A 26,355-nucleotide genomic window follows, 5' to 3' on the forward strand; every position below is an offset into this window, starting at 1 on the left:
CAGTGCCGCGTATAGGGTGATGCTGGCGCCCCGGCTGATACCGGCTGCGTCAACGCACCCATTACACGCAGCGCGAGTCGCGCTCCGGTGCGGCGGCGGTGCGAGTCGCCCAACTGCCGCCGGGCGTCTTGTACTTTTCACCTGGCGAAGTCGCCGCGATCAAACGGCAGCCCGAGGTGAACGCCATCTGCTCGACCGTGGCGCCGGCCGCCGCGCTTTCCGTGTATTTGGCCTTGCGCTGGATGTTGATGCTGTTGACCAACGCGCGCAGTTCCGCCGATCCGCCGCCGACGACCCCGAGATAGCCGTCGGGCTGCTCACCGATCTGCCCGGCCGAGCGCGCCGCCTGATAGGCGGGGTCGCGCTGCGCCAGTGCAGGGGTCGCCACCGCGAGCGAGGCGGCGATCAGGACGATGCTACGAACGGTATTCATCAGAAAATCCCCGGGTTCGACTGGATCAACGACTTCGCCTCGCCATCGAGGCGATAGACGACCTCCTGCGTCACGTTGATGTTGAGATTGATGACGATCGGCTTGTCCGGCGCGGTGACGTTGACGCAAGCGGCAGTCAACATCGGCGCCAGCATGCCGGCGATCATCAAGGCTCTCGTCATCGGGTGACTCGTCGGTCTCCGCATCAGCTTCGTCAATCCTGTTTCGGTCATGGCACGGTCTCGCTTGCGGGAGGCTGAACGGATGGAGGTTGCGCGGCCTTCTTCTGCTGGTCGATCAAAGCGGGCAGATTTCGGGCGATCAGGCGCTTGGGATCGTAGAACGACTGCGCCGAATCGATCAGCTGGCGGAAGGGCGCGCGGATCGTCACGTTGAAGACCAGCGGCAGTTTCTGGAGCCGATCGAACAGGAAGTTGCGCTTGGCACCCTTGCCCTGTCCGACCCCGGCGAACTTCACCTCGGTCAGCATCTCGCCCGCAAGCGGCCCGTTCATGACGATGCCGAGGCTGCGGTAGCGCAGCGACTTCAGCGCCTGGAACGCGAAATTGCCCCAGGTGCCAAGGTCCTTCTGGCTGATCTCTCCGACATAGGCGATCGTGCCGCCCTTTTCCTGCACCGTCAGCCGCCCCCCCTCGATCCGGCCGCCGGTCGCGTCGAAAATCATCGGCAGCACGCCATCGAAAGTGCCGGTCGCATCGAGGTTCTTGAAATCGAACTGCTGGAGGAACAGCGCGGCGTCCACGCCGGTGACACGAAACGTCATGTGCCGCTCGACCGGCTGCGAGAAGTCGAGCAAGGTCGGCTCCAGCACCAGCGCACCACCCGCGAACGGCCAGCGCGCGCCTTCCACCATCACCTGCGTACCGGCGCGCAGTTGCAGGCGGATAGTGCCGTCGTTCACGGGCACGCCCGGATTGATCGTCTTGACGGTCACGATCTGCCCGGCCGCGCTTTCGAGCGCGAGCAGATCGGTGAAGTGGATCTCGCCCGCGATGCCGGTCACCGGGCCGAACGCGGCGGCGAGGTTCATGCCCTTGGTGGCGAACGTGCCGTCGCTGGTAACGCCCGTCTTGGTCCAGCGGATATGCCCCTCGCCCGTCAAGATGCCTGCGACGTCGGCGATTACGCCGAAGGTGAGCGGCGTCAGCGCGTCCGGCTGAAACGCTTTGCCGAAGGTGATGCCCGCCACGGCAAGATCGGCATGACCGGTCGCATCGCCGAGATCGTGAACGATGCTGACCTCCGCCACCTTCACCTGCTTGGCCGGTTCGACCAAGGTGCCGGTGGTGGTGATCGTGCCACCCGCCAGCGTAAGCGCGACGTTGCGCGCGGCAAGCGGCTTGAAGCGTGGGCTCGCGGCGGTGTCAGCGACCGTCAGCGCGCCGTCGACCATGAGTTTACCGCCAACGAAGTGCCAGCGTCCATCGGCGGCAGAGAGCGCAAGCGGCACGTTGGCGATTTGCCCGCCACCACCGGTAAAGCCGCCTCCGAGGCCGTTGTCCACGACAGCGCCATCCAGGTGCGCGAAGTCGAGCCGGGTCTGGCGATCCGCAGGGCCGATCCTGGCGGTCACGTTGGTGAGGGCGAAGCCGGTCTGCCCGAGCCGCACGCTCCCGCCGCTCGCCGACAGCGTCAGCGGCGATCCGCCAAGACTGCCGGTAAGCGTGGTGGCGGCCAGCCGCGCTCCACCGCCGATCCGTCCGCCGGCGAGCGTCACCAGCCCCGCGACGGTCGGGCATAGGGTCAGCCGGGTCGGCGCGAGCGTGAGGCTCGATACGGACAGCCGTTGCAGGCCGAGCGGCGTGCACGACGGGTTGACGATGACGCGGTCACGCCCGTTCCAGTAGAGCGACAGCGGCGCGGTCAGCTGCTCGACACGGCCGCCCGATAGCGGGCCGGACAGCGCCACCTGCGTCTCGACATGCGTGTTGCCACCAGGCGTCGCAGTGAACCGCACCGGCGATAGCGCCAGCGTCGCGCCGCCGGTGGTGTAGCGATCGAGCGTGGCCGTACCGGTAATCGCGCCGCCGGGTTTCGCCTGCGCGAGATGAACGCGCGTGCTGGGAATACCGCCGCCGTTCAGCGTGGCACTGGCGTCGATCGAGGTGCCGTGGCCCGGCCAGCCGTAGGCAATGCCTTGGCCGCCAGACACCGTGAGCCGCGCGCCAGACTGGCTTCGTGCAGCGAACCGAGAGAGCGCCAGCCGCCCGCGCGCGCCATGCATTTCGGCCGCGACATCCGCTTCGGCATACACGGACCGCAACGCCGCCTCCCCCGCCGTCGCCAACCCGGCGAGGATCGGACCGACCGGCGTGCTTGCATCCGGCTTACGATACGCGGCGAGCTGGCGCCGCAACACCTCTCCCGCCGCGACGCCGGTGCCGCGCGCCGTGCCGGTCAGCCGGCTCGTACCGCCCGCGACCGTGAACGTCCCTTCGAAACCTAGTGCTTGCGCGGTCGCACCGGGCACCGCCGCGGTGCCGCTGCGCACGTCCGCCGTGCCGCTGGTCGCGCGTGGCGAGCCGGTGAAGTCCACCACCCCGCCCACATCCGCAACCTGCATGCCCGCGCCGCGCACCGCATCCGCTGCCAGCCGCACCGATCCGTTCCAGCGATCAAGCCCCGCGCCCAACGTCGCCTTGATCGTTGCGGCGGGGCGCGTCGCGGCGACGCCGTTACACGTGATGCGGACCGCGCGCACCGGCCCCTGCAGCGTCGGGCGGCCGTTTCGTGTCGTTACCGTCAGCGCCACCGCGCCGTCCGCCAGCGTGCAACCGGCTTGGGCGAGATGATCGCTTACCGCCGCGATTTGTCCGTCGAAGCCGTCGTCGAGCCGTCCGCGCCCGGACAGCTTCACGCCGACGAGACCGTAAGGCGTTTCCAACCGCACGCGCGCGTCCGCCAGATCGAGCCGGATCGCCGGCAGCGTGAACGCTCCCGTGCCGCCCGACTTCGGGATCAGCCGGTCGAGCGTGCCTACCGACAGCCTGCCGTCCACCAGACGCGCGCGCAACCGGACATGCCCGGCGCGTACCCCCGTCACTTCGACCCCGCCGGTGCCAACCGACGTTTCGATCTCGATCCAGTCCGCCACCAGATCGGGATGACCGGGATCACCCAGCACCACGTCGGTAAGCCGCTGCCGATTGAAACCGAGATCGGCGATCGCATAGCGCCCGGCGACGCCGTGCGCGGCGAGGTAGCGGTCGGCATAGCCACGCGCGATCTGCTTGCGCTGGCTCCACAACACGAGCAGCGCGACCAGCAGCAGCCCCGCCGCCACCAGCAGGACGCGCCGCAGCCGTCCGAAACCGATGCGCCGACGCGGCGGCTCGTCAGGCTGCTCGGTCTCTCCCGCCGTCACGCTGCGTCCGTTCATGTCAAATCGTTTAGGCAACATCGCCGCCGATTGCACGCGTGGCAACGACACCGTAATCGCTTTGCCACCGATGAGCGTTCCCGAATCCGACCACAGCGGCCACCGCGCAAGGCTTCGCAAGCGCCTCAACGAGCAGGGTGGCGAGGGGCTGCTCGACCATGAGCTGATCGAATATCTGCTCGCGCTCGCGATTCCGCGTCGCGATACCAAGCCGCTCGCCAAGGCGCTGCTTGCCGAGTTCGGCGGGATCGGCGGTTTGCTGACGGCCGATCCGGAGGCGCTGTCGCGCGTGTCCGGCATGGGCGAAACGTCGGTCGCCGCGATCAAAATCGCGCATGCCGCCGCGATCCGGCTGGTCAAGGCGGAAGTGGCGGCGCGGCCCGTACTCGCCAACTGGCAAGCGCTGCTCGATTATCTGCGCGCCGACATGGCGCACCACACGATCGAGCGAGTGCGCGTGCTCCACCTCAACGCGCGCAACATGCTGATCCGCGACGAGGTGATGAACGAAGGCTCGGTCGACGAGGCGCCGATGTACGTGCGCGAGGTGATCCGCCGCGCAATCGATCTTGGTTCGGCGGCGATCATCCTCGTTCACAACCATCCGAGCGGCGACCCCTCGCCCAGCCGTGCCGATATCGACATCACGCGCAAGGTGGGCGAAGCCGGCAAGCGGCTTGGCATCGCGTTGCACGACCATATCATTATCGGCAGCGAGGGGCATTCGAGCCTGCGCGCGATGGGGCTGATCTGATAGAACGATAAAACTCGAGAGGGACTGGCCTGCATGACGCGCTCTTCGATTTGCCTGTTCGCCACCGCCCTCCTCATCAACACCGCGCTATCGGCCGCCCCGGCATACGCCGGCACCTGCAAGCTCGGCGTGATGGCCGACCTGCCGGTGACGATGGAGGGCATGCGCGCCAGCGTGCCGGTCACCATCGACGGCAAGAACACGCGGCTGTGGCTCGACAGCGGTGCGTTCTTCAGCCTGATGCCGCGCGCCAAGGCGATGGAACTTGGCCTGAAGATCGGCGCGGCGCCCTTCGGCCTATCGCTCGTCGGGATCGGTGGCTCCTCCACGCCCGATCTCGTCACCGTTAAAAAGTTCGGAATTGCCGACAAGACGCTCGACACCGTGCAGTTCCTCGTCGGCGGCAGCGATGTCGGTAACGGGCTGATCGGCCGCAACCTGCTCGGTATCGAGGACACCGAGTTCAATCTCGGCGGTGGTTCGGTTAAGCTGATCCGCCCGCACGACTGCAACAACGCCGCCATCGCATATTGGGCGCCGGGTAAGCCGTACTTCACCGCCCCGCTCGATATCGGTGAGAATGCCGGCGACCACCGTTTTCAGGTGTTGGTGCGGATCAACGGCGCACAGGTCACCGCCGTCTACGACAGCGGCTCGCCGACCACGCTGCTCTCGCGCCGCGCCGCGCAGAAGGCGGGGATAGACCTGAACGGTCCCGCCGTCACGCCGATCCACGGCATCGGCGGGCTCGGCAAGCGTTCGCGGCCGGGCTGGACGGTGCCGGTGGAAAGCGTCGCGATCGGGGACGAGACCATCCTGAAGACCCGACTCGACGTGATCGACAGCCCCACGCTCGCCGGCGACACCGGTCCGGACATGCTGATCGGCGCGGACTATATGCTCGCCCACCATATCTATGTCGCGCGTAGCCAGCATCGCATCTACTTCACCTACAACGGCGGCAAGGCGTTCCGCAGTTCCGCGACAACCCCACTGGCTGCGGCAAGCGGTGCGCCCCTCCCCGCCGATATCCAGCGCGTCGCTCCGGTCAGCGAAGCGGCGCCGACCACTGCCGATGCCTTCGCGCGGCGTGGCAATGCCCGTGTCGCGCAGCGGCAACTTGCCGATGCGCTGGCCGACTTCAACCACGCGATCGCGCTCGCCCCCACCAACGCGGACTATTACCGCGACCGGGCGCTGGCCTATGCCGCCTCCGGCCAGCGTGGCCTCGCGCGGACCGATATCGAAAAGGCCGTCGACCTTGCGCCGACCGACGGCAGCCTGCTGCGCATCCGCGCGATGCTGCGCATGCGCGAACAGGATCATACCGGCGCGCTTGCCGATGCCGAGGCTGCCGTCCGCGTCACCCCACCCACGTCGCTGGAAATGGTCACGCTGGCCGAGTTGTTCGCGCGGCTGGGCCAGCCCGCGCGCGGCATCGCCATGCTCGGGCCGGTGATCGCCAGCCATCCCGACGACAGGCAGCTTGGCAGCCTGCTCAACGCGCGCTGCTGGATGCGCGCGCAGGCCGGCATCGAACTCGACGCCGCACTCGACGATTGTAACCGCGCGCTCAAACGCGCTGGTGCTCAGCCAGCGTTCCTCGACAGTCGCGGCCTCGTCTATCTGCGGCAGGGCAAATATGCCGCCGCGATCGCCGATTATGACGCGGCGCTGGCGGTCGCGCCGAAACTGGCGTGGTCGCTATATTGCCGAGGGCTTGCCAAGATCGCCTTGGGCCAGAAGGATGCGGGTGAAGCGGACAAGGCCGCCGCGCTGGCGATCGCCCCGAATATCGCGCGCGAGGCGAAGCAGCACGGCATCGGATAAACCGCCCAGCCGGACACGTTTGAAGCTTCGCCCGGTCCCTGCTACCGCGCGGGCGACACGCCTGCCCGTACAAAGGAACCCCGATGGTCCCCCGCTATTCTCGCCCCGACATGACCGCGATCTGGACGCCGGAGGCGCGCTTCCGCATCTGGTTCGAGATCGAGGCCCACGCCACCGACGCGCTCGCCGAGCTTGGCGTGGTGCCGAAATCGGCGGCGCAGGCGCTGTGGGACTGGTGGAAGACCGAACCCGCGATCGACGTCGCTGCGATCGACGCGATCGAGGCGGTCACCAAGCATGACGTGATCGCCTTCCTCACATGGGTGGCCGAACAGGTCGGTGACGAGGCGCGCTTCATGCATCAGGGCATGACCTCCTCCGACGTGCTCGACACCTGCCTGTCGGTACAGCTCGCCCAGGCCAGCGACATCCTGCTCACCGATCTCGACAAGCTGCTCGCCGCGCTCAAGACGCGCGCCTACGAGCACAAAATGACGCCGACGATCGGCCGCAGCCACGGCATCCACGCCGAGCCGGTCACCTTCGGTCTCAAGATGGCGGAAGCCTATGCCGAGTTCGCGCGCTGCCGCAAACGGCTAGTCGCCGCACGTCAGGATATCGCCACCTGCGCGATTTCGGGCGCGGTCGGCACCTTCGCCAATATCGATCCGGTGGTGGAGGCGCATGTCGCCGCCAAGCTCGGCCTGACGGTCGAACCGGTGTCGACGCAGGTCATCCCCCGTGACCGCCACGCGATGTATTTCGCGACGCTGGGCGTGATAGCCTCCTCGATCGAGCGGCTCGCGGTCGAGGTGCGCCACCTCCAGCGCACCGAAGTGCTGGAAGCGGAAGAGTATTTCTCGCCCGGCCAGAAGGGTTCGTCGGCGATGCCGCACAAGCGCAACCCGGTGTTGACCGAGAACCTGACCGGCCTCGCCCGCATGGTGCGCGGCTATGTCACGCCCGCGCTGGAGAACGTCGCACTGTGGCATGAGCGCGACATCAGCCACTCCTCGGTCGAGCGCTACATCGCGCCCGACGCCACGATCACGCTGGATTTCGCGCTGGCGCGGCTGACCGGCGTGATCGAGAAGCTGCTGGTCTATCCCGCCCGCATGCAGAAGAACCTCGATAAGATGGGTGGCCTCGTCCACTCGCAGCGCGTGCTGCTCGCGCTGACGCAGGCTGGGGTGAGCCGCGAGGATTCATACCGCCTCGTCCAGCGCAACGCGATGAAAGTGTGGGAGAGCGACGGCGAGCTGTCTTTGCTCGAACTGCTCAAGGGCGATGCCGAAGTAACGGCCGCGCTGTCACCCGAGGTGATCGAGGACAAGTTCGACCTCGGCTATCACCTCAAGCATGTCGACACGATCTTCACGCGGGTGTTCGGCGAGTAAGGGCGCGGCGGGCGGTTGCTATCACCTCCCGCCGCAACTTCGTTTCGCTGAGATAAACGGCTGGTCGTGCGCGGTGCACGGTTCAACGTGCAAATGCTGCATCTGCGAATGCGAGTAATAAAATTGCGTAAACGCGCAATAATATCCAAATGACGCTCAGGCCGGAATTGACCGGCCGGAGACCCTACCATGCGCATCTTCCAGAACCTCGCCGGCGGCATCTTTGCTGTTGCGGGTATCGCGCTGGTGGTCGAGGTTCTCATCCTCTGATCCATCGGCCGACCCCGCCCCTTTTTGCGAGGGGGCGGAACGGCCGGACGGGATCTGATTTTTTGGCGATGGCGTACCGCTATCAGGACGGCAATTTGCGAGATTGTCTCAAGAGTCTGTCAGCGCGGTATCACGCAAATATCCACCACGCTCATAGCATTTCCCCGGCCGGGGTTCAGTTACGGAGGCTTACGTAACTGAGCACGACGCTACTTTTACATCCGCCCCGTAACTGGAACCGGGCCTTTGCCGGGAAATAAGGACTGCGAAGGCCGGTGTGACCTCATGGCCGCGCTCTTTTAAGCAGTTCGACGCAACGCCCCGTCCCAACGCGGCGACCGGAACACCCGGCCGCCGCGCCGAGCATCACCCCCAGGCGCCCTTCACCTTCTGAAAGAAGCCGCCACCGTGCGAGCCATCCGCACCGGCATCGAGCGTGCGCAGCTCCTCCAGCAACTCACGCTGCCGGGCGGAGAGCTTGGTCGGCGTCTCCACCTCGACGCGCACGACGAGATCACCGCGCCCGCGCCCTTGCAACACCGGCATACCCGCGCCGCGCTGGCGCAGTTCACGGCCATGCTGCGTGCCGGCCGGGATCTTCAACACATGCGTCTCGCCGTCCGGGCCGGTGATCGAGAACTCACCTCCCAGCGCCGCCGTGGCAAAGCTGACCGGCGCACGCGCGAGCAACGTCGTGCCCTCACGCTCGAACACCGCATGGCGGGCGACGTGCAGGAAGATGTAAAGATCGCCCGCCGGTGCGCCGCGCAAGCCAGCCTCACCTTCGCCGGTGAGGCGGATGCGCGTGCCTTCGTCGACGCCGGGCGGCACGTTGACCGTCAGCGTCTTGGTCTGCTCGACCCGGCCTTCGCCGTGGCAGGCTGAGCACGGATCGGAGATCACCCGCCCCGCGCCATGACACGACGGACAGGTCCGCTCCACCACGAAAAACCCCTGCTGCGCGCGCACCTTGCCGTGGCCGGCACAGGTCGTACAGGTCTTGGCGCTGGTGCCGCGCTTGGCGCCGCTACCCTCGCACGTGTCGCACACCGCCGACACATCAACGGTCACCTCGCTGGAGCGGCCGGTGAACGCCTCCTCCAGCGTGATCTCCATGTCGTAGCGCAGGTCGGCGCCCCGACGCGGCCCGCTGCGGCCACCGCCGCCACGCTCGCCGCCCATGAATTCGCCGAAAATGTTCTCAAAAATATCGCTGAAGCCGCCGAAATCCTGCGCGCCGCCACGCCCGCCGCCGGGGCCGCCGTTCTTGAACGCGGCATGGCCAAAACGATCGTAGGCCGCGCGCTTCTGCGGATCCTTGAGGCAATCATAGGCTTCGCTGATCGCCTTGAAGCGACCTTCCGAATCCTTGCATCCGGCATTACGATCCGGGTGATATTTCATCGCCAGCTTGCGGTACGACGCCTTGATGGTGGCATCGTCGGCGGTTCGCTCACATTCGAGCAATTCGTAAAAATCGACTTCAGTCGTCATATATGGCCCCCGCCCCCCAGCTGCCCCCGCACGATGCGGGGACAGCCGGGCAAGCGCAACAGGTTACGCCTTGGTATCGTCGACTTCGGAGAATTCCGCGTCGACCACGTCCTCGTGCGGCGCCTCGGCACCGGCCGATGGCGAAGCCTCGGATTGGGCCTGCTTGTCGTAGATCGCCTGACCAAGCTTCATCGCGACCTGAGCAAGCGTTGCCGCCTTCTCCTTCATCGCCTCGGCATCGTTGCTCTCGATCGCGGTCTTGGTGGCGGTGATCGCCTCCTCGATCTCGCTCTTGAGCGACGCGTCGACCTTGTCGCCATTGTCGGCAAGTTGACGCTCCGTCGTGTGGACCAGGCTCTCGGCGTTGTTCTTCGCCTCGGCCGATTCACGACGCTTCTTGTCGTCATCGGCGAACTGCTCGGCATCGCGCACCATCTGCTCGATGTCACGATCCGACAGGCCACCCGAGGCCTGGATGCGGATCTGCTGTTCTTTGCCCGTGCCCTTATCCTTGGCGGACACGTTGACGAGGCCGTTGGCGTCGATGTCGAACGTCACTTCGATCTGCGGCACGCCGCGCGGTGCGGGCGGAATGCCGACGAGGTCGAACTGGCCGAGGATCTTATTGTCCGCCGCCATTTCACGCTCGCCCTGGAAGACGCGGATAGTCACGGCGTTCTGGTTGTCGTCCGCGGTCGAGTAGGTCTGCGACTTCTTGGTCGGGATCGTCGTGTTGCGGTCGATCATGCGGGTGAACACGCCACCCAGCGTCTCGATGCCGAGCGACAGCGGCGTCACGTCGAGCAGCAGCACGTCCTTGACGTCGCCCTGCAACACGCCCGCCTGAATGGCGGCGCCCATCGCGACGACTTCATCCGGGTTGACGCCCGAATGCGGCTCCTTGCCGAAGAAATCCTTCACGACCTGACGGACCTTGGGCATGCGCGTCATGCCGCCGACGAGGACAACTTCCGAAATCTCGCTGACCGAAATGCCGGCATCCTTCATCGCCTTCTTGCACGGCTCAAGCGTGCGCTGGATGAGGTCCTCGACCAGACGCTCGAGGTCGGCGCGGGTGATCGCCTTGACGAGATGCTTCGGCCCCGTCGCGTCCGCCGTGATGAACGGCAGGTTAACCTCGGTCGTCGCCGCCGACGACAGCTCGATCTTCGCCTTCTCGGCCGCTTCCTTCAGACGCTGGAGCGCCAGCTTGTCCTTGGTGAGATCGATCCCCTCGGCCTTCTTGAAGTCCGCCGCGAGGAAATCGAGCAGCTTGTTGTCGAAATCCTCACCGCCGAGGAAGGTGTCGCCATTGGTGGCCTTCACCTCGAACACGCCGTCGCCGATCTCGAGAATCGAGATGTCGAACGTACCGCCGCCAAGGTCATAGACCGCGATGGTCTTGTTGGTGTCCTTGTCGAGGCCATAGGCGAGCGCCGCCGCGGTCGGCTCGTTGATGATGCGCAGCACTTCGAGACCGGCGATCTGGCCGGCGTCCTTGGTCGCCTGGCGCTGTGCGTCGTTGAAGTACGCCGGCACGGTGATGACCGCCTGCGTCACCGTCTCGCCAAGATATGCCTCGGCGGTTTCCTTCATCTTCTGAAGCGTGAAGGCGCTGATCTGCGAAGGCGAGTAATCCTTGCCGCCGGCGCCGACCCATGCGTCGCCGTTGTTGCCGCGCACGATCGTGTACGGCACCAGCTCGGTGTCCTTCTTGGTGATCGGATCGTCGAAGCGGCGGCCGATCAAGCGCTTCACCGCGAAGATCGTGTTCTCAGGGTTCGTCACCGCCTGCCGCTTGGCCGGCTGGCCGACCAGCCGCTCGCCATCCTTGGCGAATGCGACGATCGACGGTGTGGTGCGCGCGCCCTCAACGTTTTCGATAACCTTGGGCTTGCCGCCCTCCATCACCGAGACGCAGCTATTGGTCGTGCCCAGATCGATACCGATTACTTTTGCCATTGGTCCTCTACGGCCCCCGTCTTGTTCAGGTTTGCAACATGTGGCGGCGCCCCCGAATGGGCGACACCGCGCTCTACTCGCCGGATATAGGGGGGCTTTTGCTTGTCGCAAGATTTCGACACGCCTAGGAACAAATCATCGTTTCCCGAAGTGGGAGTTCCTGTGCGCATCCTAGGTCTTCTCCTCGTCCTGCTGCTCGGCATTAGCGGTTGCAGCGCTCGGCAATTCTACATCGATCATGGTTATGTGCGCCTCGCCGCTGCGCCCGGACGACCGGCGGTGGCGTATTTCACGCTGCACGGCGGCCCTACGGATACGACTCTGGTCGCGGTTCATTCAGAATTCTCCCTCCGGACCGAGCTGCACCAGTCGATGACCAGCGGCGGCATGGCCGCGATGAAGCCGCTCGATCAGGTCGCGCTGCCCGCCGGAGGCAAAGTCGCGTTCAAGCCCGGCGGCATGCATGTGATGCTGTTCGGTCTCAATCCAGTCATCAAACCTGGCAAGACAATGACGCTTCAGTTCACCTTCGCGGACGGCAATCGCTACGATTACGACGCGCTGGTGATTGCGCCGGGCGATCCCGCGCCGAAGTTCTGATGCCCGCCGCCCGCCCGCTGACCCTCGGCGAGATCGCACTCGCCCGCAGTATCTTCGGAGACGCCATCGATTATGCGGCGGTGCGGATCGTGCTGGGCAAATGGGCATTTTTCCAGCCGCGTAATACCGTGATGGCACCGCGCGGTGCGATCCACTTTCATCCCAAAGGCACCGCGTACTGCGACGACTTCTCGGTCGCGCCGCTCAGCGCGCAGGGGTTGTTCATCCACGAGATGGTGCATGTCTGGCAGCACCAGTCGGGCGTGTTCCTGCCACTGCGGCGCCACCCCTTCTCGCGCTACGACTACGCGATCCGGCCCGGCGTGGCATTGACCGGCTACGGGATCGAGCAGCAGGCGGAGATCGTCCGGCACGCCTTTGTGCTGCGCGGCGGCGGTCATGTGATCGGCGCACCGGAACGCAACGTGTACGAGGCGATCTTGCCCTTCGGACCGCGCAGGCCAGCCGCAGCCTGAGCGCCTGACGAAACCGGCAAGCGCCGGCTCGCAGCGGAAGCTTTCGTGGCGGATTGCTCCACGGTTTGGCTGTGTCTAATATCCGGTGTTGGGGCACGACGCCTAAGCCGAGCTACAGCGTAAACCCTTCGTCCAGATAGTCGACCAGCAACCGCCTAGCGACATGGCTTCATGTAAGGTGGCAATCGCCGCCGTTATCGCAACGTCCCAGTCTTTCGAGGCAGCCTTTGCGGTGCCGACGTCACCATCGCCCATCGGTCGCCGCATTCGCGAACGAATGCGTCCGCCCGATCGCTTCGACATCTACGGCAATACTTAAACTACGATTCGCCTTTCAAGTCTTAGCGCAATGCTTCACTCTTACGATGGGGACGCGGATCTAGCGGGAGGGGGCCGCCATCGTGACGACTAGCTCGAGGCGGCTTGCCTCCGAACCGCCGCCGATCAATGCACTCCGATTAGGCGAACACACCCCAAACGTCTGCAAGCCCAAGGCTGCACTGCGGCCTCGCCTCACGGGCAAAGCTTGCGTCGGCTCGGTGCCAGCGTGACGCGCCGATCGGTTTCTGCGTTTGGTGCCTCCCGTGCCGCCGTGACACTGACAGCGGCGCTGCTGGCACCGCCGCATCCCGCAATATCTCAGGAGGCCGCGCACACCCATACAGATGCCGGCGCGAGGGAAGATGCGCCCGACCAGTTGACGTCCGACATCGTCGTGATCGGACAGCGCGGCGAGGTGGTGACCGACATCGAGCCGCTCGCGACCTTCAACGCACGTGCGATCGAGGCAACGGGCGCAACCTCGATCGACGAGCTGCTGCGGACCATTCGCGGTATCACCCAGGCGGCCGATGGCGAGCCGCCGATCTTCCTGCTGAACGCGCAGCGCGTGTCGGGGTATGAAGAGATCGGCAATCTACCGCCCGAGGCGATCGAGAAGGTCGAAGTCCTGCCCGAACCAGTGGCGTTGCGATACGGCTACCCGCCGACCCGCCGCGTCGTGAACTTCATCACCAAGCGTCGGTTTCGCCAGCTGTCGCTGAAATACGTCGTCGGTACCGCCACGCGCGGCGGCGCAGATACCGTGAACCCGCATCTCGACCTGACGCGGCTCCGCGATGACAAGCGGCTCACCCTGTCGCTAGACGCGCGCCACACCGATGCGCTGTCACAATCGTCGCGGCACGTGTTGCCCGATCCCGACGTCCCGTTCGACGCGGTCGGCAATGTGACAGGCGTGCGCGCCGGCGGCGAGATCGATCCGACGCTGTCGGCACTGGCCGGTCAGGTCACCACGATCGCGCCCGTTCCAACCGGAGCCGCTCCGACGCTTTCCGGTTTTGCGGCCGGGGCGAACATGCCGCGGCTCTACGACCTGTCGCCCTTTCACGATCTGGCGCCGGCGAATGACACGCTGCATGGCGAACTCGTCATGGCCAACCGGATCGGCCACGGCATCGCCGGATCGCTGACCTTGACGGCCGACCACGCGCATGAGCGAAGCGTCTACGGCCCCTCCAGTGCCACGCTGCTCGTTCCGGCAGACAACCCCTTCTCGCCATTCAGTAATGACGTGCTGCTACAGCGCTACTTCACCGAAGGGCCGTTACTCGGGGCGCGTCTGGACACCACCACGCTCCACGCCGGTGGGCTGCTGCGCGGCGCGTGGCGGGGGTGGCAGTGGGACCTGACCGGCACGCTCGATGGCCAGCGCCGGGTTGGCCTGAGCGATGCCTATACCGACACCGCGCTCGCGAACGCCGCCATCGCTGCCGGCGCCAACCCGTTCCAGCCGCTGCCCGGCGCGCTTGTGGGCGACGTGCGTGCCAATCACACCGTCCAGACGACGCACGGCGCTGCTGCCAAGTTCGTCACAAACAACCGTCCGGTGCGGCTGCCCGCCGGGCCTGTCACCGTCACGGCGACGCTGGAGGTTGAGCGCACCGGCTCGTCGGGCAGGACGACGGGCGCGACCACCTACGACATCGCGTTCGCCCGCACCCGGATCGAGGGCGCGGCCACGTTGGACGTACCCGTCGCCTCGCGCAAGGCGGGTGTGCTGTCCTGGCTGGGCGAAATGTCCATCAACGCCTCGACGGCACGCCGCCATGTCGAGGGTTTCGGCGACCTGTCGGACTCCACCGCCGGGATCACCTGGGCACCGTTTACGCCCATTCAGTTCCTCCTCCAGTACAAGACGTCCGCCGCCGCGCCAACCCTCGACCAAGTGGCGACGCCGCAGGCGGTGGCGCTTCAGGCCAACGTCTTCAACTTCGCGACCGGCCGTTCGGACATCGTGACGCTGCTGACGGGTGGCAATCCCGACCTTGTCGCCGAGCGCCGCCGGGTGCGTTCGCTGGGCGTGACGTTGAAGCCGTTCGCGAAGTCCGAGCTGCGCCTCGGCGCCACCTATGAAGCAACGACGGTCCGCAACGGCGTGCAAACGATTTACGCGCTTACACCCGCAACCCTCGCCGGGTTGCCCGATCTGTTCGTGCGCGATGCATCGGGTGCGCTCACCTCCGTAGCGTTTCGCCCCGTCAACGTCGCCCGAGAGGAACAGCAGACGCTCAACATCACGCTCAACGCCAACGGCCAGCTCGGCCACGCCAAGCCCCCTGCCCAGCCGAATGGGACGCCGGCCGAGCGGCCGAGTTTCTATGGCGGCCTTGGCCCGTCCATTCGCTTCGCCGACCGGCTGACGCTTCGTCCAGGTACCACGCCGCTCAATCTTCTGGCGGGCGATACGCTGACCGGAGCGACCACGCCGCGAATCGCGGGCTATGGCTACGGCGGTCTGAATTATCTCGGCAATGGCGGTACGTTCGACTTCTACTGCCTTGGTGGTGGCCGGGTGCGCGGCGCCGTACCCGCAGCGGACCTGTCGTTTGGCGCATTGTGTCGGTTGAACGTCAGCGGATCGCTCAGCCTCCACCACGTCTTTTCGCACCAGACCTGGACGCGCCATTTCATCGTCAAACTATCGGTCGATAATCTGTTCGATGCCCACCCGAGCGTTCGCGCCGCCGATAACACAACGCCATATCGATATCAGGCCGACTTGCTTGATCCGGTCGGCCGGAGGGTCTCGCTTACGCTGCGCAAGGCGCTGTGACCCGCTTCGGGTGATCGCACGTGCCGCCACCTTCGCCTTCGGATCATCGATACTCCAAATTACCAAATGTCGGGGCCAACCACCCGGAGCGGGAGTACGATGTTCAAAACTGACGTTTTATGGCTTAGGCTTGGCGACGATTGCCAACGGCCGCGCTGTTGAACGGCAAACCTAATGCGTTGCCCTGAGATTATCCCAGGTCTGCCAGTCGATCGCCCGTCCGGGGTAAGCGACTTTCTTGAACGGCCACGCTGTCTGCATCCAGTTGGTCAGCCAGGCGTAGAGTTCCGCATCCAACCCGGCGTCATACGCATCCTTGGTCACCCACATTCGCACAACCGCATCATATCCCGCGACGTGACTTGGCGAGATATAGACGCTGCCGATCTCGCGGCTGCCGTCCGTCGTCAGCACGGCATAATCGAAGAATTGGCGCCTGGTGAACCGAGCCTGCTCGTTCTCCATATCTTTCACCGCATCGCCATGGGATATCCCCTCATGCGGCCACGTGGTGCTGCGCGAGAACGTCTTTTGGAGATGCTCGATCGAGGACATATACGCCTGATAGTCCCGGTCCACCATGGCAGGACCAAGCGGCACGATTTTAAACCGCGCTGTTTCGACCAGCTTCGGAGGATCGAAAGCCTCTGGAACAAAGGGCCGTATCTGCTCGGGTTTCAGCCTGATCGCTGGTACCGGCGGCTGCTGTTGAGCGGCAAGCGGAGAAGCGAAAGTCGTGAATGCCAGCACCCACCATGGAATGAACTTCATCATACAGGCGATCTCCCGTCGCCCACATCCGGGACTCGGATGGCGGTAGCAATAAGGCGTCTGCCGTACCCTTCCGGGTGGGTCCCCAGCCTTGTGGCGCATCGGATACGCTAACGACTTGGCACGGCGGGCCACCTGCTCTAAGGGGCTGCAAAGTTTTACCCACTCTGAAAGCTACCTCATGCAGATCATCGTCCGTGACAACAATGTCGACCAGGCATTGCGCGCGTTAAAGAAAAAGCTGCAGCGCGAGGGCGTGTACCGCGAGATGAAGCTGCGCCGTCACTATGAGAAGCCGTCCGAACGTCGCGCACGTGAACGCGCAGCGGCGATCAGCCGGGCGCGCAAGGCAGACCGCAAGCGCGCCGAACGGGATCGCTGACCCGCGATCTTTCCTGCGGCGGGTAGAAATCGCCCGCCGCATGCCGAACCGAAGCCGGTCCGTGAAATCAACATGTCAGTAACACGCGCTCGCGTGGACGACGTTGGTACGCTGATCCGGGAAGGTGCAGTCTTCTGTTACTGTAAACGCTCTGCGTGCAAGGGGATTGACCATACGGCCATGCCCGACCGGCACGCGAGCTGATTCGACGTGAGCGGTTCAGGCGCCGCCGATACCGTGGATGACCTTGCCGCTGCCGCCGCAATTCGTGCAAGCGGCGTCGCCGATGGTGCCGGTGCCGCCGCAGACCGGGCAGATATCCTCGCCGGTGCCAGGGGTGCCGGGGGCAGCGTCATCGCCGGGGTTGAGCGGTTCCTGATTCATTGTGGGTGCCTTTCGCGGTCGTTGTCCGTGTTCAACCCATGAACCGCCGCGCGGGTTCATCGTGCCCTTAGGCAGGTCGTCTCGCAGAATTACTGCCGCCGATCTGGCCGGTTTTCAGTAACGGTGCGACGCCGTCGGTCGCGGCATCTTCGACTGCCGCGCGGAACCCTCGTCCTGCAAAGCCTAGGCCGCCACCCTGACCTCTCCGTCCACCCGCGCCAGCGTCAGTACCGCGATCGCGCCGCGCCCCCGGCCCTCGCTCTCCAGCCGTAGTGCGCCCTGCATCGCCCCCATCGCATTCGCGCACCAGTGCAGGCCGAGGCCACCCGATTTGTGCGCGCGCGTCGAAAAGCCGCGCTGAAAGAAGGTCGGCGCGTTTGCGGGGTCGAAGCCCTCGCCGTCGTCGCGGATGGCAATGCGGGTCTCGCCACCCTCTTCGGAAACGGTCGCGCTGATGGTCCCGCTGCGGGTGCCCGTGGCGGCGATCGCCTCCGCCGCGTTGCCGAGCAGATTGCCGATCACCTGGCTCAGGATCACGCGGCTCGCCATCACCAGATGCGCCTCGCCCGGAAAAACGAACGCGATCGACAGGTCGCCCGAATAACGCGCGATCGTCGCGTTGCGCGCCAGGATCTCGCTGACGTCGCACACCTCCAGGTCCGGCCGCTCGTGCGCGGCGCGTTGCTGTGCGCCGATGATCTCGAGCACATGCGCCATCGCCTCGCGGCCGATCTCAAGTTCGCCACGCCGGCGTGTGCGGTCGTTCGCGTCCGCCTCGACCGCCGCGGCCACGAAGGCGACGAGTTTACCGCGCCGTGTCGCCGGAAGATCCTCGCGCGCCAGTTCGGCGACCGCGCGATCGAGCATCGCGCGGTCGACCGGGGGCGCCTGCGCAATGCCCTGCGACAGGATCGTGCTGATCGGATTGAGCGCGTTGCGGACGTTGTGCATTACCGCCACCGCGCTTTCGCTGCGGCCGAGCGCGAAGCTCTGCGCCTCGATCTGTTCGCGCAGGTCCTGCAACTGGCTGAGCATCGCGTTGAAGCTCGCGCCGAGCGAACCGATCTCGTCCTGCCGCCCATCCTCCGCCAGTTGCCCGAGCGAGCCGGACGCGCGCACCATCTGCATATGCCGCTCCACCCGTGCAAGCGGGCGCAGCACCAACCGATCGATCATCCGTCGCAGCATCACCAGCACGATCAGCAACAACACGGTCGACCCGCACACCGCCAGCAGCAGCATGCGCCGACCCAGGACCGACAGGTCACGCGGGACGGTGAAGGCGGCGCTCGCCACCGCATGATGGTCCACGCCGTAGACCGGCACCGCGATTCGCGTCTTGGTCGCGCTGGACGTGATACGGTCCTGATCCGCCACGTCAGCCAGATCGAGCTTGGCGCCAAGCTGGAGCAGACCGGACAACTGGCCCGAAGTGATCTGCCGCGCCATCAGCACGAAACCGCGCGGGTCGCCGGTGCCGTCACTGCGCCGCACCTCGGCGATGCCGATCGCGGCGACCACCTGCCCGAGTCGCACATAGAAGCTGGCAGAACTGCCCGCCTTCAAGGCCCGTCGAAAATCGACGCGCGCGATCTGCGCCACCAATGCCGCCCGCAACACGGCATCGTCGCCACGCGTGCCGCGCCAGCGCGCGATGACGATATGGCCGTCGTTGGCGATATACGCCATGCCATTGACGCCGAGATTCTCCATCGCCAGTGGCGAAAAGCTTTCCGCCTCGAACGCGCGCGTCGGGTGACCCATGTAATCGTAGCTGGAGTTCCAGTCGCCGTAATCGCGCACCGCGCTTTCCACCTTGGACGCGTATTCGTGCAGCGCCGCGCGCGTCCGCTCGATATGGCCGTCGACCGATTTCGCCTCGAGCCGGTTGAAGCTGGGCGTGATGACACTCGCCAGCAGCAGCGTGATCGCGATCGATCCGGCAAGCCCGATCGCGGTGAGGATCAGCAGCAATTTGGCGCCGAGCGAGCGCGGATTGCGCAGCGTGGTGACCTGCGTCTCGATCCGGCCGCGCGCCGCGCGGAACCGGGTGCGCATCAGCCGTGCGTCCCGTTTCCGGCGGTCGTCGCCGCTGCGCTGGTTTCATCGACCATGAAGCGTTGATGCGCCAGCGCCTGCGCATCGTCGGCCGCCATCGGCCGCGCAAAGTAATACCCCTGAAGGTGCGAAGCCCCCGCCAGCCGCAGCGCCTGCACCTGCGCCGCCGTTTCGACGCCCTCCGCGATCACGCCGAGGCCGAGCGAGCGGCCGAGGTGGACGATCGAATGGACGATCGCCGCGCTCTCGCGCTCACGCCCCATGCCGTCGATGAAGCTCTTGTCGATCTTGAGGCAATCCAGCGCGAACTTGCGAATGTTGTACAGGCTCGAATAGCCGGTGCCGAAATCATCCAGCGCGATGCGGAAGCCCATCTGGCGCAATTTGTAGAGGGTATCCGCGGCGCGATCGGCATCGTCGAAGATCGCGGTTTCGGTAATCTCGATCTGTACGCGATTAGGCGCGACCCCGGCGCGCTGCACGCATTCGACGACATGACCGACAAAATTATGCCGGCGGAACTGGCGCGGCGAAAAGTTGACCGAGACGTACTGCCCCGGCCAGTCCTTCAACACGCTCAGCGCCTCGTTCAGCACCCAGTCGCCGAGTTCGTGGATAAGATTGGATTCCTCCGCGATTGGGATGAACAGCGCCGGGCTTACGGGTCCGAACTCTGCGGTATGCCAGCGTAGCAGCGCCTCAAAACCGACCACTTCCAGCCCGTCGCGCGCAACGATCGGCTGATAGACCAGCTTCAGTTCATTGCGTGCGATCGACTGGCCGAGCCCGCCTTCAATCTGGCGGCGGAAGCGGATCGATTCGTCCATCGTGTCGTCGTACACCCGTGCGGTGCCACGGCCGTTGTGCTTGGCGTCGTTCAGCGCGAGATCGGCGCGGCGGATCAGGTCGACCGACTCGCGGTGGCCATCGCCGCGCTCGACGGTGCCGACATGGACGAGACCGACCGACGCGCCGGCCTGCACCGAGTGACCGAACAGCTTGAAGGTGGTCGAACAGTTGCGGATCACCAGATCGCACGCCATCGCGGCAGCTTCCGCGCCGGGCGAATCGAACAACAGGCCGAATTCGTCGCCGCCCAACCGCGCGACCAGCCCGCCTTCCGGCACCGACGCGTGGAGGATGCCGCAAATCTGGCGGATCAATTCGTCGCCGGCAAGATGGCCGAGCGTATCGTTGACGATCTTGAAGCGATCGAGATCGACCATCGCCACCGCGAAATCCCCGCCGCTACGCGCACGGTCGGCGAGCGCGCGCATGAAGGCGAGACGGTTGGGCGCGTCGGTGAGCGAATCATGGTTGGCGATGTGCGTCGCCTTGCTTTCGTTGGCGGCGAGTTCGAGACCCTGCTCCTCCAGCTGCACCACTTGCCGCGCGAGCGCGCGGCGCATCTCGGCCATCTCGTGGTCGAGCTGCCAACGGTTCGCAAGCGCGGTCGCCATCTGTGTCACCTCGGCGACCTCGAACGGCTTGGCGATATAGAAGATCTTGTCGGCGGGGCCGGCCGCCCGCGAGATCTCCGCCGGCGAAAAATCCGAAAAGCCGGTGACGATGACAAGTTGGATGTCGGGATCGAGCGCGCGGATGCGAGTCGCGGTCTCCTTCCCGTCGATACCTGGCGGCATTCGCACGTCGATGAACGCCACCGCGAACGGGTTGCCCGCCGCCTGCGCCGCCTCAATCTGTGCCACCGCATCCAGCCCCTGCAGCGCGTGCGTCAGCGCGAAATCGGCTGCGGGATCTGCATCGTTCGTCGTCGCATCATCGCCGAACAGCTCGACGGCCATGGCATCGAGCGCGTCGCTTTCCGCAGCCGCGCTGCCTGCGAAGCTGCGCCGATAGCTGTCGTGCATTGCCGGTTCGTCGTCGACGATCAGAATCCGCATGTACCGCACCGCCTGAAGCTTGAAAGAAGGGAGCCTTCACTCCGTTGCACGGGCGTAAGCGGACAGGGTTAAAGCGCCGTAAATGCTTGCCACCGCTTCGATGAAAACGGTGCCGAGGGCGTCAGGTTGACCCGGAATAGGGTGCGAAATGGCCGCCTCGGAAATATTCGTTACGTGCCCGATGAACTTCCCACCACCTTCGTGGGTTCTGTCCGCAACGCCACCGCTCAAACACAAGGAACCAGTCATGTTTAAGAAACTTGCCATGGCGACGCTGATCGCCACTGTCGCCCTCCCCACCACCGCGTTCGCCGGGGTTCAGGATTACGACCACGGCAGCCAGTGGCAGCGTGATCAGGCCGATCGCGATTCGGCCTACAACAACGGCGGACGCCGCTACCGTGGTCGCGATTACCGGGATAACAACTACCGGAACAACAACTATCGCGGAAACGATCGCCGCTATTATCAAGACTGCAAGCGCAGCAGCGGCACCACCGGCACGATCGCCGGAGGCGCGGGCGGTGCGGTACTGGGTAGCGTGCTCGGCGGCGGTACGCTCGGCACGATCGCGGGCGGTGTCGGCGGCGCACTGGTCGGCCGTACGCTCGACAAAAATCATGATCGTGCGCAGAATCGCCGGAACGGCTGCTGATCCGCGAGCGGGAGGCTGTCGACCAGCGACAGCCTCCCGCTTGCTCAAGCTATAAGCAAAATAGCCACGTTACGTAGCGCATTAGCCGCCTCGTAGCGTGGCTGTTTTGTGTCGGTATGCCTCTACTCGACCGTGACGGACTTGGCGAGATTGCGCGGCTGGTCGACGTCCGTGCCCTTCGCCACGGCAACATGATACGCCAGCAACTGCACCGGCACGGCATAGACGAGCGGTGCGATCAGCGGGTGGACCTTGGGCATGGTAATTGTGGCGATGCACCCGTCGCCGGCCGCCTGCACCCCGTCATAATCCGAGATCAGCACAACCTTGCCGCCGCGTGCCTGCACCTCCTGCATGTTGCTGACGGTCTTGTCGAACAACGGCCCTGACGGCGCGATCACGATCACTGGCACAGCATCGTCGATCAGCGCGATCGGCCCATGTTTCATCTCGCCCGCGGCGTAGCCTTCGGCGTGGATGTAGCTGATTTCCTTGAGCTTCAGCGCACCTTCCAGCGCCAGCGGATAGTCCGTGCCACGCCCGAGATACAGCACGTCACGTGCGCTGGCGATGACATGCGCCATCGCCTGGATGGTTTCGTCATAGGCAAGCGCGGCGTTGAGCGCAGCCGGAGCCTCGCCGAGATGCCGTACGATCGCCTTCTCCTCGGCGGCATTGAGCTTACCCTTGGCGCGCGCGAGGTTCGCCGCCAGCGCCGCCAGCACTGCGAGTTGGCAGGTGAACGCCTTGGTAGAGGCAACGCCGATCTCCGGCCCGGCATGCGTCGGCAACAACAGATCCGCCTCGCGCGCCATCGAACTGGTCGGCACGTTGACGACGGCTGCGATCTTCTGCCCCTCGGCCTTGGCATGGCGCAACGCGGCGAGCGTATCCGCCGTCTCGCCCGACTGGCTGATGACGATCATCAGACCGCCCTCCTCCATTACCGGCTGGCGGTAGCGAAACTCGGATGCGACATCGATATCGACCGGCACGCGCGCAAACTGTTCGAACCAGTATTTGGCGACCATGCCCGCATAGAAGCTCGTCCCGCACGCGACGATTGTCACGCGCCTGATTGCGCTGAGATCGAAGTCCGGGATCGGCAGCGTGACCTTGTCCTCCATGCGCTGAAGGTATGAGCGCAACGTCTGCGCGACGACGATCGGCTGCTCGTAAATCTCCTTGAGCATATAGTGGCGATGATTGCCCTTGGAGATCAGCTCGCCGGTCACACCGGATATGGTGATCGCCCGCTCGACAGGGTTGTTGTCCTTGTCGAAGATCTGCGCGCCGTCGCGGGTGATGATCACCCAGTCACCTTCGTCGAGATAGGCGATGCGCTGCGTCAGCGGTGCCAGCGCCAGCGCGTCCGAGCCGAGGTAGGTTTCGCCATCGCCATAACCGACCACCAGCGGCGATCCGAGCCGCGCACCGATGAGCAGATCGGGATGCTGCCGAAAGAGGATCGCCAAAGCGAATGCCCCGTGCAGGCGCGGCAACACCTCACGCACCGCGTCGGCGGGAGCGAGCCCAGCCTCGACCTTCTCGCTCACCAGATGCGCGACGACTTCCGTGTCGGTCTCGCTGGTGAAGACGCGGCCGCGCGCGACCAGTTCGTCCCGCAGGGTCTTGAAATTCTCGATGATGCCGTTGTGGACCAGCGCGACCTCGCCGGTGGCATGTGGGTGCGCGTTGTTGGTGGTCGGTCCGCCATGCGTTGCCCAGCGGGTGTGCGCGATGCCGGTTGCGCCCGGCAGCGGATGCTCGGCGAGTTCGCGCGCGAGATTGACGAGCTTGCCCGAGGCGCGCCGCCGCTCGATCGCCCCCTCGAAATCGGTCGCGATGCCGGCCGAATCGTATCCGCGATATTCTAGCCGCCGCAAGCCATCGAGCAGACGATCCGCGACGGGCTCCTTACCAACAATTCCAACGATTCCACACATGGGTAACGTCCTTCAATGCTCTATTCTGTCCGGGCCAGCAGGTCGCGCTACTTGCCGGCCTTTTTTGCCTTGGCCGCCGCGCGAAATCGTGGCGCCCAATCCTCTCGCGTTTCCTGTCGGCCGCGCGCAATCGCGAATCCGTCCGCCGGCACATCGTCGATGATGACCGAGCCCGCCGCCACCAGAGCACCATCGCCGATCGACACCGGCGCGACCAGCGCGCTGTTGGAACCGATGAACGCGCCCGCGCCGATCCGCGTCAGCGACTTGTTGTAGCCGTCGTAATTGCAGGTAATCGTGCCCGCGCCGATGTTCGCGCCCGCGCCGACCTCGGCATCACCAAGGTAGGTAAGGTGGTTGGCCTTGGCGCCCTTGCCTAGCACCGCCTTCTTCATCTCGACGAAATTGCCTACGTGCGCATCTTCACGCACCACCGCGCCCGGCCGCAGCCGCGCATAGGGGCCGACGATGGCGCCGGTGGCGACGCTCGCACCCTCAATATGACTGAACGCCCGCAGCGTCACGCCATCGGCAATGGTGGTGCCAGGACCGAACACGACATTGGGTTCGATTACCACATCGCGGCCGATTACCGTGTCGTGCGCGAACCACACCGTTTCCGGTGCGATCAGCGTCGCGCCGTTCGCCATCGCATCAGCACGACGCGCCTGCTGCCAGGCGCCCTCCACCACGGCCAGTTCCGCGCGGCTGTTGACGCCGGCGACCTCGGCCGCGTCCGTTTCGATCACCACCGAGGTGCGGCCATCAGCGGCCGCCAGCATGACGATATCGGGCAGATAATATTCGCCCGCCGCGTTGTCGTTGCCGACGCGCGCGAGCAGCGCGAACAGATCGGCCGAGCGCACAGCCATAAGCCCCGAGTTGCACAGATCGACCGCCCGCTCTGCCGTAGAAGCGTCCTTATACTCGACCATTCTGGCGATGCGCCCCTCGGGCGAGGCGATGATGCGGCCATAGGCGGCGGGATCGGGGGGGCGGAAGCCGAGCACAACGCACGCCGGCGCATCGTCGCCAGCCAACCGGTCGAGCATCCGCCGCATCGTCGCGGTACCGACCAGCGGCACGTCGCCATACAGGATCAGCACCGCGCCCTCGAAGCCCGTCAGCGCCGCCTGCGCCTGCGCAACCGCATGTCCGGTGCCGAGCTGCTCAGCCTGAAGCGCCGTGACAGCGCCAAGCGGCGTGACCGCCGCCTCGACCTGTTCGCGACCGGCCCCCGTAACCACCACCACCCGTTCGGGCGCGAGCGCGTCGACGCTGGCGAGCAGGTGGAGCAGCATCGGACGCCCCGCGACCGGGTGCAGCACCTTATGCAGATCGGATTTCATCCGCGTGCCCTTGCCCGCGGCAAGGATGATCGCGGCGACGGCGGCGGCGTGGTTTTTCGCGTCCATGCGCACAGCCCTGCCACGACAGGGTTGCCAATTCCATAGCGCCGGTGCCAGTCGCGCCGACATGACAGATTTTTCCTTCGACCTGGTCGGATTCGATCTCGACGGCACGTTCGTCGACAGCAGCGGCGATCTGGCGGCGGCGGTCAACGTCATGCTGGCAAGCGACGGGCGCCGGACGCTGAGCGTGGCGGAGATCGTGGCGATGACGGGCGGCGGCGTGGCGCGGCTGGTGGCGCTTGCACTGGAGGCGACCGGGGGCGCAACGCCGGCGGAGACAGAGCATCTCAAGGGCGCGATGCTGGCATCCTACGCGGACAATATCGCGGTGCTGACGCGGCCGTATCCGGGTGCGGTAGCGGCTATCGAGGGGTTACGGGCGCGCGGGGTACGTACCGCGATCGTGACCAACAAACTGGCGGAACTGGCCGAAAAGCTGCTCGAAACGCTGCGGCTACGGCATCTTTTCGACACACTGATCGGCGGCGACACGCTGGCTGGCGCCAAGCAAAAGCCTGATCCGGCGATGCTGTACGAGATGGTTCGGCGGCTGGGCGGCGGTCGCGCCGCGTTCGTCGGCGACACGATGTTCGACGTGACCGCGGCGAAGGCGGCAGGCATGCCGGTCGTCGTGGTGAACTTCGGTCGCGAGCCGGTAGGCGGGTTCGGGGCGGACGCGGTAATCGACCATTTCGACGCCTTGATCCCCGCGTTGGAGCGGCTGGCGTGAGCAAGCAAACCCTCATGCTCAGGTTGCTGTTCTGGGCGGCGTTGCTCTTCGCGGTGACGATGGCGTTGCTGCCGCAACCTCCGCACACCCCAGCGGACCAGTTTGGTGACAAGTTCGAACATATGCTTGCCTTCTCGACCATGGCGGCGCTGGCAGCGGCGGCTTACCCGCGCCTTCCGTTATTCCGCATCGGGGAGCGGCTGTCGTTCCTCGGCGCGATGATCGAAGTAGTGCAGTCGATCCCTGAACTGCACCGCGACTGCGACGTCCGCGACTGGGCCGCCGACACGCTGGCGATTACAGTGGTGTTGTTGATCGCAGGGCTGTTCCGGCTACGTTGGCGGCGGCGTTAGCCTGGTTCGACGCTTGGCGGGGAACATGC

21 protein-coding genes are annotated in these 26,355 nt (G+C 65.5%); 10 read left to right on the forward strand and 11 right to left on the reverse strand.

The genetic code is table 11. The annotated features are described in order from the left end of the window. Nucleotides 1-61 precede the first annotated feature (61 nt). Genes OXR00_RS04985 through OXR00_RS04995 form a run of 3 tightly spaced genes read right to left on the reverse strand, consistent with a single transcriptional unit; the run spans nucleotide 62 to nucleotide 3,833 of the window. Nucleotides 62-433: a YdbL family protein gene (locus tag OXR00_RS04985; RefSeq protein ID WP_242146785.1), complete on the reverse strand. Its 372-nt coding sequence runs from the start codon at nucleotides 431-433 to the stop codon at nucleotides 62-64. Next, nucleotides 433-615 (reverse strand): YnbE family lipoprotein, encoded by a 183-nt coding sequence (locus tag OXR00_RS04990; protein WP_242146787.1) that lies wholly within the window; start codon nucleotides 613-615, stop codon nucleotides 433-435. Before OXR00_RS04990 ends, OXR00_RS04985 begins: the two co-directional genes overlap by 1 nt. 47 nt (nucleotides 616-662) lie before the next feature. Continuing rightward, on the reverse strand, nucleotides 663-3,833 hold the full coding sequence (locus OXR00_RS04995) for a YdbH domain-containing protein (RefSeq protein ID WP_267386940.1): 3,171 nt from the start codon (nucleotides 3,831-3,833) through the stop codon (nucleotides 663-665). 70 nt (nucleotides 3,834-3,903) lie between these two features. Between OXR00_RS04995 and radC the strand changes: the two genes are divergently transcribed. The 3 genes from radC to purB all read left to right on the forward strand — a co-directional run bounded on the left by radC (nucleotide 3,904) and on the right by purB (nucleotide 7,814). Then, nucleotides 3,904-4,587 (forward strand): DNA repair protein RadC, encoded by a 684-nt coding sequence (gene radC / locus OXR00_RS05000; RefSeq protein ID WP_242147169.1) that lies wholly within the window; start codon nucleotides 3,904-3,906, stop codon nucleotides 4,585-4,587. A gap of 33 nt (nucleotides 4,588-4,620) precedes the next feature. Next, entirely contained in the window at nucleotides 4,621-6,417 is a 1,797-nt protein-coding gene (locus OXR00_RS05005; protein ID WP_267386941.1) for a tetratricopeptide repeat protein, read from the forward strand. A gap of 83 nt (nucleotides 6,418-6,500) precedes the next feature. Beyond that, a complete protein-coding gene (gene purB / locus OXR00_RS05010) occupies nucleotides 6,501-7,814 on the forward strand; it encodes an adenylosuccinate lyase (RefSeq protein ID WP_267386942.1) in 1,314 nt (437 codons plus the stop codon). 636 nt (nucleotides 7,815-8,450) lie between these two features. On the opposite strand, the gene dnaJ is transcribed toward purB, so the two are convergent. Together dnaJ and dnaK are read right to left on the reverse strand one after the other, a co-directional pair. Then, complete coding sequence (dnaJ, locus tag OXR00_RS05015) at nucleotides 8,451-9,578, reverse strand: molecular chaperone DnaJ (protein WP_267386944.1); 1,128 nt, start codon at nucleotides 9,576-9,578, stop codon at nucleotides 8,451-8,453. A gap of 63 nt (nucleotides 9,579-9,641) precedes the next feature. Then, the gene (dnaK, locus tag OXR00_RS05020; protein ID WP_267386946.1) at nucleotides 9,642-11,540 is read right to left on the reverse strand and encodes a molecular chaperone DnaK; all 1,899 of its coding nucleotides are present in this window, start codon (nucleotides 11,538-11,540) and stop codon (nucleotides 9,642-9,644) included. Between the two features lie 162 nt (nucleotides 11,541-11,702). Between dnaK and OXR00_RS05025 the strand changes: the two genes are divergently transcribed. The 3 genes from OXR00_RS05025 to OXR00_RS05035 all read left to right on the forward strand — a co-directional run bounded on the left by OXR00_RS05025 (nucleotide 11,703) and on the right by OXR00_RS05035 (nucleotide 15,731). Next, nucleotides 11,703-12,140 (forward strand): copper chaperone PCu(A)C, encoded by a 438-nt coding sequence (locus OXR00_RS05025; RefSeq protein WP_267386948.1) that lies wholly within the window; start codon nucleotides 11,703-11,705, stop codon nucleotides 12,138-12,140. Next, nucleotides 12,140-12,616: a vgr related protein gene (locus OXR00_RS05030; protein WP_242146800.1), complete on the forward strand. Its 477-nt coding sequence runs from the start codon at nucleotides 12,140-12,142 to the stop codon at nucleotides 12,614-12,616. Before OXR00_RS05025 ends, OXR00_RS05030 begins: the two co-directional genes overlap by 1 nt. Before the next feature lie 592 nt (nucleotides 12,617-13,208). Beyond that, on the forward strand, nucleotides 13,209-15,731 hold the full coding sequence (locus OXR00_RS05035; protein ID WP_267386951.1) for a hypothetical protein: 2,523 nt from the start codon (nucleotides 13,209-13,211) through the stop codon (nucleotides 15,729-15,731). A 171-nt stretch (nucleotides 15,732-15,902) separates the two neighbouring features. On the opposite strand, the gene OXR00_RS05040 is transcribed toward OXR00_RS05035, so the two are convergent. Beyond that, the gene (locus OXR00_RS05040) at nucleotides 15,903-16,505 is read right to left on the reverse strand and encodes a twin-arginine translocation pathway signal protein (protein ID WP_267386953.1); all 603 of its coding nucleotides are present in this window, start codon (nucleotides 16,503-16,505) and stop codon (nucleotides 15,903-15,905) included. Nucleotides 16,506-16,683: 178 nt separating this feature from the next. On the opposite strand from OXR00_RS05040, the gene rpsU reads away from it, so the two are divergent. Beyond that, complete coding sequence (rpsU, locus tag OXR00_RS05045) at nucleotides 16,684-16,884, forward strand: 30S ribosomal protein S21 (protein ID WP_130159038.1); 201 nt, start codon at nucleotides 16,684-16,686, stop codon at nucleotides 16,882-16,884. A 219-nt stretch (nucleotides 16,885-17,103) separates the two neighbouring features. Here the strand turns inward: rpsU and OXR00_RS05050 are convergent, their stop codons facing one another. The 3 genes from OXR00_RS05050 to OXR00_RS05060 all read right to left on the reverse strand — a co-directional run bounded on the left by OXR00_RS05050 (nucleotide 17,104) and on the right by OXR00_RS05060 (nucleotide 21,230). Next, nucleotides 17,104-17,268, reverse strand: a complete 165-nt coding sequence (locus OXR00_RS05050; protein WP_242146805.1) for a hypothetical protein — start codon at nucleotides 17,266-17,268, stop codon at nucleotides 17,104-17,106. 183 nt (nucleotides 17,269-17,451) lie between these two features. Next, the gene (locus OXR00_RS05055; protein WP_267386958.1) at nucleotides 17,452-19,326 is read right to left on the reverse strand and encodes a CHASE4 domain-containing protein; all 1,875 of its coding nucleotides are present in this window, start codon (nucleotides 19,324-19,326) and stop codon (nucleotides 17,452-17,454) included. Further along, a complete protein-coding gene (locus tag OXR00_RS05060; protein WP_267386960.1) occupies nucleotides 19,326-21,230 on the reverse strand; it encodes an EAL domain-containing protein in 1,905 nt (634 codons plus the stop codon). Before OXR00_RS05060 ends, OXR00_RS05055 begins: the two co-directional genes overlap by 1 nt. A gap of 247 nt (nucleotides 21,231-21,477) precedes the next feature. On the opposite strand from OXR00_RS05060, the gene OXR00_RS05065 reads away from it, so the two are divergent. After that, nucleotides 21,478-21,885 carry a hypothetical protein gene (locus OXR00_RS05065; protein WP_267386961.1) on the forward strand — a complete coding sequence of 136 codons (408 nt, stop codon included), beginning with the start codon at nucleotides 21,478-21,480 and terminating at the stop codon, nucleotides 21,883-21,885. Between the two features lie 122 nt (nucleotides 21,886-22,007). Here OXR00_RS05065 and glmS read toward each other — a convergent pair whose 3' ends face one another. Together glmS and glmU are read right to left on the reverse strand one after the other, a co-directional pair. Continuing rightward, the gene (gene glmS / locus OXR00_RS05070; protein WP_267386962.1) at nucleotides 22,008-23,831 is read right to left on the reverse strand and encodes a glutamine--fructose-6-phosphate transaminase (isomerizing); all 1,824 of its coding nucleotides are present in this window, start codon (nucleotides 23,829-23,831) and stop codon (nucleotides 22,008-22,010) included. Nucleotides 23,832-23,878: 47 nt separating this feature from the next. Next, entirely contained in the window at nucleotides 23,879-25,246 is a 1,368-nt protein-coding gene (gene glmU / locus OXR00_RS05075; RefSeq protein WP_267386963.1) for a bifunctional UDP-N-acetylglucosamine diphosphorylase/glucosamine-1-phosphate N-acetyltransferase GlmU, read from the reverse strand. Between the two features lie 61 nt (nucleotides 25,247-25,307). On the opposite strand from glmU, the gene OXR00_RS05080 reads away from it, so the two are divergent. Together OXR00_RS05080 and OXR00_RS05085 are read left to right on the forward strand one after the other, a co-directional pair. Further along, a complete protein-coding gene (locus OXR00_RS05080) occupies nucleotides 25,308-25,973 on the forward strand; it encodes an HAD-IA family hydrolase (RefSeq protein WP_267386964.1) in 666 nt (221 codons plus the stop codon). Then, entirely contained in the window at nucleotides 25,970-26,326 is a 357-nt protein-coding gene (locus tag OXR00_RS05085; RefSeq protein WP_242146822.1) for a hypothetical protein, read from the forward strand. Before OXR00_RS05080 ends, OXR00_RS05085 begins: the two co-directional genes overlap by 4 nt. Nucleotides 26,327-26,355: the final 29 nt, after the last annotated feature.

Source organism: Sphingomonas sp. GC_Shp_3 (genome assembly GCF_026540945.1).
Lineage (GTDB): Bacteria > Pseudomonadota > Alphaproteobacteria > Sphingomonadales > Sphingomonadaceae > Sphingomonas.